Source organism: Dyella sp. (genome assembly GCF_051954575.1).
Lineage (GTDB): Bacteria > Pseudomonadota > Gammaproteobacteria > Xanthomonadales > Rhodanobacteraceae > Dyella_B.
Window position 1 is genome coordinate 1 of sequence record NZ_JBQCHP010000102.1, and the last position, 11634, is coordinate 11634.

An 11634-nucleotide genomic window follows, 5' to 3' on the forward strand; every position below is an offset into this window, starting at 1 on the left:
TTGGGGTGCGGGAACAACCTCGCGGAAAATTACCACGCTACCGCCAACAGGCGCTCTTCGTCTCACTAACATAAAACCCCCCCCCCAACATTTCCCCCCCACCCCCGCCCTCCCCCCGGAGGGGAGAGGGAGTAAAAAGCGAAAGCCCATGCCAGCAACTCTCCGCATCGCAGTATTAGCCTCCGGCCGCGGCAGCAACTTCGCCGCGCTGCTGACTGCGCACGAGCGCAAGGGGCTGCCGGTGGATTTCGTGCTGGTCGCCAGCGACAAGGCCGAAGCACCCGTGCTGCAGCTTGCGCAGAGCGCGGGTATACCCACGATGGTGCTCGATCCGCGCGAATATGCCGAGCGTCGCGCGTATGACTTCGCCCTGTTCGATCGCATCGGCGCCAGCAAGCCGGATCTGCTCGTGCTCGCCGGCTTCATGCGCATCATCGACGGCGAGGCGCTGAAACCGTGGGCCGGACGGATGATCAACATCCACCCTTCACTGCTGCCCAAGTACCGCGGCCTGCACACGCACCGCCGTGCACTGAAGGCCGGCGACGTCGAGCACGGCGCCAGCGTGCATTACGTCACCGCCGAGCTCGACGGCGGCCCAGTGATTGCGCAAGCCACGCTGTCGATAGAAGCGGGCGATGACGAAACCACCTTGGCCGCGCGCCTGCTCCCGCTGGAACATCAGTTGCTGCCTGCAGTGGTCGCCTTGATCGCCGCCGGCAGGCTCACGCTCGGCGCACAAGGCGTCATGCTCGACGACGAACCGCTTCGCAAACCCTTGCGCTGGCGGGACGGCGAATTGGTCCGCTGATTACGCGTTCAGGCTGGACGCGTAAACTCCGGCTCCATGCGCACATTCAAACCAACCCGCTCTCTTCTCGCCGGCCTCGTGCTGGCCGTCTCCACCAGCGCCGCATTCGCCGCACAGCCGACGCCGTTCACCGCCACTTACCAGGTCTCGCGCCAGGGCGAAGCGATGGGCGAAGCGACCATCACGCTGAAGTCGCTCGGCAACGGCCAATACGAATACAGCAACCAGATCCACGGCACTTCCGGCCTCGCCGCGATGCTGGGCGCCAACTCCAACGACGTCACGCGTTTCCGCTGGAACAACGACGCGCCGGAAACCGAAACCTATACGTCCAAGCTCGTGGCGCTGAAGACCAAGCAGCGCACGATGCAGGTGAACTGGGATACCAAGCAGGTGAGCGTGAATGAGGGCAAGGGCGCGACGAATTACGCCGCCGTGCCCGGCCTGGTCGATCGCAACACCATGTCGTATGCACTGGGGCTGGCGTTGCGCAGCGGCCATCAGACCATCACCCTGCCGGTAGGCGTGAAGCAGCGCGTGGAGCAGCAGCAGTTCAAGGTGCAAGGCACCGAAGCGGTGAAAGTACCGGCCGGCAGTTTCCAAGCGCAGCGCGTGACGCGTACCGACTCGGACAAGCATTTCGATGCGTGGTACGTGCCGAAGCAGTATCCCTTGCCGGTGAAGCTGGCACAGAGCGATGGCGGGGATTTGACGCTGCAGCTGGTGCGTTACAGCTCCCCGTAAACCCAAAAGATGGCGGCGTTGGGGTTTGCACCCCAACCTACGTCAGGTCGGCAAGCGACGGATGCGCGCACCCAGCGTGCTGAGCTTCTCTTCGATGTTCTCGTAGCCGCGGTCGATGTGATACACGCGATCGACCGTGGTGTCGCCTTGCGCGACCAGCCCGGCCAGCACCAGACACGCCGAAGCGCGCAGGTCGGTGGCCATGATCGGCGCGCCGCTCATCTTGTCCACGCCGCGGATGATCGCAGTGTTGCCTTCCAGGCGAATGTCCGCGCCCAGGCGCTGCAGTTCGTGCGCGTGCATGAAACGGTTTTCGAACACGGTTTCGGTGATCACGCCCACGCCCTCGGCCACGCAGTTGAGCGCGGTGAATTGCGCCTGCATGTCGGTGGGAAACGCCGGGTACGGCGCCGTGGTGATGTTCACCGCTTTCGGACGGCGGCCCTGCATGTCCAGTTCGATCCAGTCCGGACCGGTGCTGACGTGCGCGCCGGCTTCCTCGAGCTTCACCAGCACGGCATCCAGGGTGTTGGCGCGTGCGTTGCGCGCGCGCACCTTGCCGCCCGTCATCGCCGCGCCGACCAGGAAGGTGCCGGTTTCGATGCGGTCGGGCAGCACTTCGTAGTGGCCGCCATGCAGGCGCTCCACGCCATGGATGACCAGGGTGGACGTGCCGGCGCCTTCGATCTGCGCACCCAGCGCGTTGAGGCAATGGGCCAGGTCCACCACCTCCGGCTCCTGCGCCGCGTTTTCGATGACGCTGGTGCCGTCGGCCAGCACGGCCGCCATCATCACGTTCTCGGTGCCGGTGACGGTAACCATGTCCATCATGATGCGCGCGCCACGCAGACGCTTGGCGCGGGCCTTGATGTAGCCGTTCTCGACATCGATATCCGCGCCCAGCGCCTGCAGGCCGCGAATGTGCTGGTCCACCGGACGCGAGCCGATCTGGCAACCGCCCGGCAGCGAGACTTCCGCCTGGCCGAAGCGCGCCACCAGCGGCCCCAGCACCAGGATCGAGGCGCGCATGGTTTTCACCAGCTCGTACGGCGCGAAATAGCGGTCGGCCGAGCGCGGGTCCACCTGGATCTTCATGCGGTCGTCCAGCACCAGCTGCACGCCCATCTGGCCGAGCAGCTCCATGGTGGTGGTGACGTCGTGCAGGTGCGGCACGTTGCTGATGGTGACTGGCTCGTCGGCCAGCAGGCAGGAAGCGAGGATCGGCAGCACGGCGTTCTTGGCGCCGGAAATACCCACTTCACCACGTAGCGGCTCGCCGCCGCTGATCAGGATTTTGGCCATCGGGAATTCCTAGAGAAAAACGAAAGCAGCGGCGGCAGCGTCAACGGCGCGCGGCGGCTTCTTCCGGCGTGAGAGTCTTGAGTGCGAGCGCATGGATCGCGCCCCCCATGAGGTCGCCCAGGGTGGCGTAGACCAGGCGATGGCGCGCCAACGGCAGCTTGCCGGCGAATTGCGCGGCCACCACTTCCGCCTCGAAGTGCACCCCGTCATCACCCTGCACGCTCGCCTTTGCGCCGGGCAGGCCCGTTTCGATCATTGCCTGGATGCTGGCTGCGTCCATTGGTTTTCCAAGTGCTAAAGAGCTTGATTATGGTCTTGGCGTAGCCCGCGCCAAGACCGTAATCGGGTTCTAATACTGAACGCCGCCTGCGGACCCGTACAGATCGAGCCATGGGCGACAGGCATCAAGATAGAATGCGAATATGCCATGTTAATGGAAATCCGCTGTCGCAGAAACGACACGAGCGTTTCGCCCCCTGCCCAGCACGCCCTACAGGACGCCTGACAACGCATGAACGCATCCATCACCAAAGCCAAATCCACCCGGGTGGATGCCGCTGCCATCGTGCGCAGCGCGCGCACCGTCATCGCCACCGAAGCGGCCGCGATCCGGGCTCTGGAGCCGCGCATCGACCAGAGTTTCGTCGATGCCTGCCGGCTGATCATGGCGTGCAGCGGGCGCGTGGTGGTCACCGGCATGGGCAAGTCCGGCCATGTAGGGCGCAAGATCGCCGCCACCCTGGCCTCCACCGGCACGCCGGCGTTCTTCGTGCATCCGGGTGAAGCCAGCCACGGCGATCTGGGCATGATCCTGCCGCAGGATGTGGTGCTGGCGCTGTCCAACTCCGGCGAGACGGACGAGATCCTGTTCATCCTGCCGGTGATCAAGCGCCAGGGCATTCCGCTGATCGCGCTGACCGGCAATCCCAATTCCTCCCTCGCCGGCCAGGCCGACGTGCACTTGGACGTGGGCATTTCGGCCGAAGCCTGCCCGCTTGGCCTGGCGCCCACCGCCAGCACCACCGCCGCGCTGGTGATGGGCGATGCGCTGGCCATCGCGCTGCTGGAAGCCCGCGGGTTTACCTCCGAGGACTTCGCGCGTTCCCATCCGGCGGGCAGCCTGGGGCGGCGTCTGTTGCTGCATATCAGCGACGTGATGCACACCGGTCCGGGCGTGCCGATGATCCACCCCGATGCATCGCTGACCGAAGCCCTGATGGAAATGACCCGCAAGCACCTAGGCATGACCGCCGTAGTCGATCCCGAGCAGCGCCTGCTGGGCGTGTTCACCGACGGCGACTTGCGCCGCGCGCTGGACGACGACGGCGTGGACCTGCGCAATGCGCGCGTCAGCGATCTAATGACGCGCGGCCCGAAGGTGATCGGCGCCGACAAGCTGGCGATCGAAGCGGCGCAGCTGATGGAGAAGTACCAGATTCACGCCCTGCTGGTGGTCGATCACACGCAACGCGTGGTCGGCGCCTTGAACATCCACGACCTGCTGCGCGCACGCGTGGTCTGAAGCATCGGAACCGCTGCATGGATTATCTTTCCAACCTGCCTGCCGACGTGCTCGCACGCGCCGCCAAGATTCGCCTGGCCGCGTTCGATGTGGACGGCACGCTCACCGACAGCCGCCTGTGGTACAGCGAAAGCGGCCACGAAACCAAGGTGTTCCACGTGCACGACGGCCTGGGCCTGAAGCGCCTGCAGGCGCACGGCATCCAGGTAGCCATCGTCAGCGCGCGCATCAGCCATCCGGTCGCCCTGCGCGCGGAAGAACTGAACATCGCACACGTCTACCAAGGCCAGAACGACAAGCGCGAATGCCTGCGCCAGATGCTGGAAGCCTTGAACCTGCAACCCGAACAGGCCGCCTTCGTCGGCGACGACCTGCCGGATCTGCCCGCCATGGGCCTGGCCGGACTGGCTATCGCGGTGAACAACGCACACCCCTGGGTGGCCGCGCGCGCGCACTGGCGGACCCGCCTAGGCGGCGGCAGGGGCGCGGTGCGCGAAGCCTGCGACCTGATCCTGCATGCACAAGGCAAGAGCGCGGCGGAACAGGAGCATTGGCGGTGAGCGTTCGCCAATACCTGCGCGACAACCGCATCAACGTCGCCATCGTGTTGCTCGCCATCGCCGCACCGGCCAGCTGGATGCTGCGCAGTTGGGTGGTCGGCTCGCCGCCGAGCAACGAATTCATCGGCCCGCCGGTGGCCGACTACGTGCTCTACAACTCGCAGGTGTGGAGCTACGACGTCGACGGCCAGCCCAGCTTCACCATGACCGCACCGCGCATGGACCGCCGCGGCGGCGACGATTCGCTCTACATCAACAAACCGGTGTTCGAGATCACCGCGAAAAAACCGGGCGTGCCGAACTGGCAGGGCAATGCGCCGTTCGGCTGGGTCAACAAAAGCGGCACCGAGATGCGCCTGGACGGCGACGTCTACATGTACCGGCCTGCCTACGCGCAAGGTCCCATGGCAACATTGCACACCTCGAATGTCACGGGTTGGCCCAAGGAAAACCGCATGGAGACCGCGGCGCCGGCCACCCTGACGCAGGGACAAAGCGTAATGAACGGCGTTGGCATGCGTGCCAGCCTCAACGACAACCATTTGGAGCTGCTCCATGACGTGCACGGCATCCTGTATCCGCGCCAGAAAAACGCTACGACTCAGCCTGCTAGCCGCGGGGCTGCTGCTACTGCAACCGGCGCTCGCAAAGCAGGATGACCGCAACCAGCCCATCCACGTGGTGCATGCCGACAGCTTCGACGGCTACAACCAGCCCAACACGATCAGCACCTTCAAGGGCAACGTGCTGATCACCCAGGGCACGATGAAACTCACCGGCGATGTCGCCAAGATCTACACCGCCAAGGAAGACACCTCGGTCGATCACATCGTCGTGACCGGCACGCCGCAAAAGCGTCCGCACATCGAGCAGATCGACGACAACGGCAACCAGATGACCGGTGACGCGGACCAGCTCTACTACGACAACGTCAATGGCGTGGCGATCCTCACCGGCAACGCCTACGTGCATCAGCAGAACAAGGGCGATGCGCGCGGCGCCAAGCTCACCTACAACACCGCCACCGGCTACATGGTCGGCGAAAGCGGCGGTGCGGGCCCGGTCACCATGACCTTCCTGCCCAAGCAGAAGCCGCTGCCGACACCCAAGCATGGCGCACCGGCCGCCAAGCCTGCGTCGTCATCCAACGCGCCGGCCTCCGCCAGCAGCGCACCGAAGGAATAACCGTTACATGCTTTCCGCAGAAGGTCTGCAAAAAAGTTTTCGCGCGCGCCAGGTCGTGCGCGACTTCGCGTTCTCGATCCGCCAGGGTGAAGTGGTGGGCCTGCTCGGCCCCAACGGCGCCGGCAAAACCACCTGCTTCTATATGATCGTGGGCCTGATCGAGGCCGATGCCGGGGCGATCAAGCTCGACAAGCAGGACATCACCGGCCTGCCCATGCACGCGCGCGCCAAGCTCGGCATCGGCTACCTGCCGCAGGAAGCGTCCGTGTTCCGCCGCCTGAGCGTCGCCGACAACATCATGGCCGTGCTGGAATTGCGCACCGGGCTGGACCAGCGCAAGCGCGACGCCGAGCTGGAAAGCCTGCTGGACGAACTGAAGATCGCGCACATCGCCGGCCAGAAGGGCATCAGCCTGTCCGGCGGCGAGCGCCGTCGCGTGGAAATCGCGCGCGCCCTCGCGGCACAACCCCGCTACATGCTGCTGGACGAACCGTTCGCTGGCGTGGACCCGATTTCGGTCGGCGAGATCCAGCGTATCGTGCGGCATCTGAAGGAGCGCGGCATCGGCGTGCTGATCACCGACCATAACGTGCGCGAGACGCTGGGTATCTGCGATCGCGCCTACATCATGAACGAGGGCGAGGTGCTCTCGCGCGGTACGCCGGCGCATATTCTGGCCGACGAGCGGGTGCGCGAGGTGTACCTGGGCCGCGAATTCCGTCTCTGATTAAGCACGTTGTAATACTCCAACTTTTTCACCCGCACAAGCCGAACCTGCGCCGTTTCACATTCGAACGACGGCGCCGCGATTCCGGCCCCGGCAACTATTGGCCGGGCTTCGCGCGAAGGGTTAGGATGGACTTAAGCTAAACCCGTTTGGCAGGCATGAAACCAGGGCTTCAGTTCCGTCTCAATCAACAGCTGGCTCTTACGCCGCAGTTGCAGCAGGCCATACGCCTTTTGCAGTTGTCGCAACTGGAGCTGGCTGCCGAGTTGCGCCAGCTCGCCGAGAGCAACCCGCTGCTCGAATTTGCCGAAGACGCCTCGCTGGAGCAGGAGGAAGCCGAAACCGACGGCGAGTACGACAGCGAATTCGAATCGTTGAACTCCTTAAGCAGCAGTTCCACCTCCGCCAACGACGCCAACGATGAGGCGCCGGAGTGGACCGAGCCGGAAATCAGCTCCGACGAGCCGATCGATTTCTCCGCCAGCAACGGCAGCGGCAACGGCAGTTCCAGCAACCGCGACGAAGACGGCATGGAACCGCAGAACGCGGCGCCCGAATCGTTGCAGGAACACCTGCTGTGGCAGCTCAACCTCACGCCGATGGAGCCGCGCGCCAAGGCGATCGCCACGGTGCTGATCGACGCGCTCAATACCGACGGCTACCTCGGCGAAGGCATCGACGCGCTACTCGCCGCATTGCCGCCGCATCTGAAGGCCACGGCCGAAGAAGTGGAAGCGGTGCGCCGGCAACTGCAGCGTTTCGATCCGGCCGGCGTGGCCAGCATCGATCTTCCCGACTGCCTGCGCGCACAGCTTGAACAATTCGATCCGGGTACGCCGCACCGCGAGCTTGCCTTGCAGATCGTGCAGCAGGAACTGGAACTCCTGGCGCGCAACGACATGGCCAAGCTGGCCCGCCGTCTGCACGCCACCGAGGAAGAAGTCACCGCCGCGGCCTTCCTTATCCGCAGCCTGGATCCTCGCCCGGGTGCGGCAATGGACACCACGCCAGTGGAATACGTGGCGCCGGATGTCTACGCGCGCAAGGATGGCACGCGCTGGCGCGTGCTGATCAATCCGGACAGCCAGCCCAAGCTCAGCCTCAACCAGCACTACTGCAGCCTGATCGCACAGGCGCGTGGCGAAGACGCCAGCTGGATGCGCGGCCAGTTGCAGGAAGCGCGCTGGCTGATCAAGAGCCTGGAATCGCGCGCCGAGACACTTTTGAAAGTGGCCGAAGCGATCGTGCGCCGGCAGAGCGCCTTCCTGGACTACGGTCCGGAAGCGATGCAGCCGCTGGTGCTGCGCGAAGTGGCCGAGGAAGTGGGCATGCACGAATCGACGATTTCACGTGTAACCACCCGCAAGTACATCCACACGCCGCGCGGCACGTACGAGCTGAAGTATTTCTTCTCCAGCGGCGTATCCACCGAAGACGGCGGCACCGCGTCCGCCACCGCCATCCAGGCCATGTTGCGCAAGCTGGTCGACCACGAAGATCCACGCAAACCGCTGTCCGACCAGGCACTTGCCGAGGAGCTGCACAACAAGGGCATTCAGGTAGCACGCCGCACGGTGGCGAAATACCGGGAGATCCTGCGCATTCCAAGCTCGAGCGAGCGACAGCGCAGCAGCTGAATCACGCGACCCGGTCACACACCGGGAACTTGCACGGCGGTAGAACCATCCCATATTGCAATCAAGGTCTAGCTTCACGATGCAACGATCGCTCGATACCGGTCCGCGCATCGATCAACGCCGCCATTGGCGGCAAGCTCTAGAAGGAGGCGTACCATGCAATTCCAACTCAGTGGCCAACGGATCGAAGTGACCCAAGCTTTGCGCACCCGCGCCGAAGCCAAGCTTGACCGATTGACCCGCCTCGATGACCGCATAGTCAGCCTGAACGTGGTGCTTTCGGTGGACAAGCTGCAGCAATGCGCCGAAGGCACGCTCAAGGTCGCGGGCAATACCCTGCACGCCGAAGCCACCGAGAACGACATGTACGCCTCGATCGACGTCCTGTTCGACAAACTCGTCGACCAGCTTCGCCGCTATCGCGAAAAGCTGTGCGACAAGCATCAGCGTGAAGTAAGAGAAATCCGTCAGTACGGTTGATTCCTACCGCTTCATCTCCCTCTCCCCTCCGGGGAGAGGGTTGGGGTGAGGGGCCAAGGCTTGCCCCAGACGGCATTGAAACCCCGCCTCGATAAAGTCCCCCGCAAGATTGTCCCTCACCCTGCCCTCTCTCCGGAGGGAAGAGGGAAAAGCGTGATCGCGTTTCGCCGAGAGAGGACATCGCAAAAACTGGCACAATGTCCCCTGCCGCCGCCCCGTCCAGGCAGCCCAAGCGGCGCAAAGGGAACGGGGATGACCTAACTCGTTTTGCGCAAGCGGCATGATGTCCAGAAGGCTTGCAGGGCGTGTTGCGCGGCGCAGGGAAGACTGGCCGTCTTGCCAAGCCGCGCGGCACGGGCTGCGAGCCTTCTGGACATCACCCCGTCATTCACATTCAATGCGAGGGGGCCGACCCTGTTTGTCCGCATACCTTCGGTCCATCGACGTGGCAGACGGCCAGTCTGCCTTCGCCGATGGCCCTGTGGCCTGCGAACAGACAGGGTCGGTGACGCCTGCGCAAAACGAGCTAGGTCATCCCTTGGACCGCCTTACCGCACGACAACTCTTCGACGACATCCACGAGCGCATGGCCTTGCGCTGGGTGGCCGGCATGCGCGGCGAGACGCGCGTGCTCGAATACGGCTCCACCCCGGCCCGCCGTCCCTCGCTGGTGGGCTATCTCAATGTCATCTATCCGAACAAGATCCAGATCGTCGGCACCGAGGAGCTGAGCTACCTCGACAGCCTCGATTCGCGCCAGCGCTGGGAAGTGATCCACAAGGCCGCGGCGACGCATCCGGTCGCCTTCATCGTGACCAAGGACCAGGCCATTCCCGCCGACCTGCGCGAAGTGGCCGAAGAAACCGATACGCCGCTGTGGATCAGCGCCAAGCGCGGCCACGAGCTGCTCACCTGGATGCAATACCACTTGGCGCGCAGCATGGCGCCGCGCCTCACCTTGCACGGCGTGCTGCTGGAAGTGTTCTCCATTGGCGTCCTGATCACCGGCGAGGCCGGCTCCGGCAAAAGCGAGCTGGCGCTGGAACTGATCAGCCGTGGCCATCGCCTGGTCGCCGACGATGCGCCCGAATTCACGCTGATCGCGCCGGACGTGATCGACGGCGCCTGTCCGGAACTGCTGCAGGATCTCCTGGAAGTGCGCGGCCTGGGCGTGCTCAACGTGCGCGAGATGTTCGGCCATACCTCGGTGAAACAATCGAAGTACCTGCGCCTGGTCATCAATCTCAAACCCTTGCGCGACGGCGACAACGTCGATGCGCTCACGCGCCTCACCGGCGACGTCGGCCATCGCGAAATCTTCGACGTGCAGGTGCCGATGATCACCCTGCCCGTCGCACCCGGCCGCAACCTGGCGGTACTGGTGGAAGCGGCGGTGCGCAGCCATATGTTGAAGAGCAAGGGCATCGATCCGGCGCAAAGTTTCATGGACCGGCAAGCCCATCAGATGCGCCGACTGCCTCCGTGGTGAACGCATGAGTCAATACGAACGATTGATTCCCAACGACGATCCCAACGCCATCCACCTGGTGGTGCTCACCGGCATGTCCGGCGGTGGCAAGACGGTCGCCTTGCGTGCGCTGGAAGACCTGGAGTTCTACTGCGTCGACAACCTGCCCAGCGTGCTGCTGCCGGAACTGGTCGAAGCGGCCACACGTGGCGACAGCCGGCGCCGGCGCATCGCCGTAGGCGTGGACGTGCGCAGCCGCGACGAAGATTTCCAGCACATGCCGCAGGTGCTCTCCGAACTGGCCGCCACCGTGCAAGTGCACCTGATCTTCCTCGATTGCAGCGATGCGGTGCTGACCAAGCGCTTCTCCGAAACGCGCCGCCGACATCCGCTGGCCGTGCGCGGCCGATCGCTGGCCGACGCGATCGCGGAGGAACGCCGCCTGCTGCGCCCGCTGATGGCGATCGCCGAACGCGTGATCGATTCCAGCGATTTGAACGTGCACCAGCTGCGTCGCCTGATCGCCACCGGTTACGCGCAAACCACCGCGGGGCTCACTTTGATGTTCCAGTCGTTCGCGTTCCGCCGCGGGCTGCCGCTGGATTCGGATTTCGTGTTCGACGCGCGCTGCTTGCCTAATCCGCACTGGGAGCCCACGTTGCGCCCGCTATCGGGCAAGGATGGCCCGGTGCGCGAATTCCTGGAGCGCCAGCCGATCGTGGGCGAATACTTCGCCGACACCTCGCGCTGGCTGGATGCGTGGCTGCCTCGCTTCGAAGCCGACGATCGCAGCTACGTGACCATTTCCATCGGCTGCACCGGCGGGCGCCATCGCTCGGTGTACCTGGTCGAGAAACTCGCCGCGCACTATCGCTTGAATCGCGAAGGCGTGCTGACATTTCATCGGGAACTTGAGTGATGATGAAGTTATCTATATCCGCCGGGTGCGGGAATCGTAAATCGAGAATCGTAAATCGCGGCATGCAACCGGCTTACCGGAAGATGGTCCTCAAGAACTGCGATTCCCGATTGACGATTGACGATTCACGCCCGGACAAACAGCCATGACCGTCGGCGTGCTTCTGATGACCCACGAATCGGTCGGCCAGGCGCTGGTGAAAGCCGCACGTCACGTGCTGCCGAAACTGCCGCTCAGGGTCGCCACCGTGGAAGTGCCCGCGCGGGCCGATCCGGATGT

At 64.3% G+C, this 11634-nt stretch carries 13 protein-coding genes; 11 read left to right on the forward strand and 2 right to left on the reverse strand.

Annotated features, from left to right (window positions below):
• Window positions 1-148 precede the first annotated feature (148 nt).
• Both purN and ACTHNE_RS14105 read left to right on the forward strand, forming a co-directional pair.
• The gene (purN, locus tag ACTHNE_RS14100) at window positions 149-811 is read left to right on the forward strand and encodes a phosphoribosylglycinamide formyltransferase (RefSeq protein WP_324938630.1); all 663 of its coding nucleotides are present in this window, start codon (window positions 149-151) and stop codon (window positions 809-811) included.
• A 36-nt stretch (window positions 812-847) separates the two neighbouring features.
• The gene (locus ACTHNE_RS14105; protein ID WP_440269589.1) at window positions 848-1555 is read left to right on the forward strand and encodes a DUF3108 domain-containing protein; all 708 of its coding nucleotides are present in this window, start codon (window positions 848-850) and stop codon (window positions 1553-1555) included.
• Window positions 1556-1597: 42 nt separating this feature from the next.
• On the opposite strand, the gene murA is transcribed toward ACTHNE_RS14105, so the two are convergent.
• Complete coding sequence (gene murA / locus ACTHNE_RS14110; RefSeq protein ID WP_324938626.1) at window positions 1598-2857, reverse strand: UDP-N-acetylglucosamine 1-carboxyvinyltransferase; 1260 nt, start codon at window positions 2855-2857, stop codon at window positions 1598-1600.
• Between the two features lie 40 nt (window positions 2858-2897).
• Window positions 2898-3137, reverse strand: a complete 240-nt coding sequence (locus ACTHNE_RS14115) for a BolA/IbaG family iron-sulfur metabolism protein (protein WP_192678374.1) — start codon at window positions 3135-3137, stop codon at window positions 2898-2900.
• A gap of 231 nt (window positions 3138-3368) precedes the next feature.
• On the opposite strand from ACTHNE_RS14115, the gene ACTHNE_RS14120 reads away from it, so the two are divergent.
• The 9 genes from ACTHNE_RS14120 to rapZ all read left to right on the forward strand — a co-directional run bounded on the left by ACTHNE_RS14120 (window position 3369) and on the right by rapZ (window position 11355).
• The gene (locus ACTHNE_RS14120; RefSeq protein WP_324938621.1) at window positions 3369-4379 is read left to right on the forward strand and encodes a KpsF/GutQ family sugar-phosphate isomerase; all 1011 of its coding nucleotides are present in this window, start codon (window positions 3369-3371) and stop codon (window positions 4377-4379) included.
• A gap of 17 nt (window positions 4380-4396) precedes the next feature.
• Complete coding sequence (locus tag ACTHNE_RS14125; RefSeq protein WP_440269590.1) at window positions 4397-4939, forward strand: KdsC family phosphatase; 543 nt, start codon at window positions 4397-4399, stop codon at window positions 4937-4939.
• Window positions 4936-5598 carry an LPS export ABC transporter periplasmic protein LptC gene (gene lptC / locus ACTHNE_RS14130; protein ID WP_324938614.1) on the forward strand — a complete coding sequence of 221 codons (663 nt, stop codon included), beginning with the start codon at window positions 4936-4938 and terminating at the stop codon, window positions 5596-5598. Before ACTHNE_RS14125 ends, lptC begins: the two co-directional genes overlap by 4 nt.
• A 19-nt stretch (window positions 5599-5617) precedes the next feature.
• On the forward strand, window positions 5618-6124 hold the full coding sequence (gene lptA / locus ACTHNE_RS14135) for a lipopolysaccharide transport periplasmic protein LptA (RefSeq protein WP_324938611.1): 507 nt from the start codon (window positions 5618-5620) through the stop codon (window positions 6122-6124).
• A 7-nt stretch (window positions 6125-6131) separates the two neighbouring features.
• Window positions 6132-6851: an LPS export ABC transporter ATP-binding protein gene (lptB, locus tag ACTHNE_RS14140; RefSeq protein WP_324938608.1), complete on the forward strand. Its 720-nt coding sequence runs from the start codon at window positions 6132-6134 to the stop codon at window positions 6849-6851.
• 158 nt (window positions 6852-7009) lie between these two features.
• Window positions 7010-8488, forward strand: coding sequence for an RNA polymerase factor sigma-54 (locus ACTHNE_RS14145; protein WP_324938605.1), 1479 nt, complete (start codon window positions 7010-7012; stop codon window positions 8486-8488).
• Between the two features lie 156 nt (window positions 8489-8644).
• Window positions 8645-8968: a ribosome hibernation-promoting factor, HPF/YfiA family gene (gene hpf, locus ACTHNE_RS14150; RefSeq protein ID WP_324938602.1), complete on the forward strand. Its 324-nt coding sequence runs from the start codon at window positions 8645-8647 to the stop codon at window positions 8966-8968.
• Window positions 8969-9506: 538 nt separating this feature from the next.
• Window positions 9507-10457, forward strand: coding sequence for an HPr(Ser) kinase/phosphatase (gene hprK / locus ACTHNE_RS14155; protein ID WP_324938597.1), 951 nt, complete (start codon window positions 9507-9509; stop codon window positions 10455-10457).
• A gap of 4 nt (window positions 10458-10461) precedes the next feature.
• A complete protein-coding gene (rapZ, locus tag ACTHNE_RS14160) occupies window positions 10462-11355 on the forward strand; it encodes an RNase adapter RapZ (protein WP_324938594.1) in 894 nt (297 codons plus the stop codon).
• Window positions 11356-11634 lie beyond the last annotated feature (279 nt).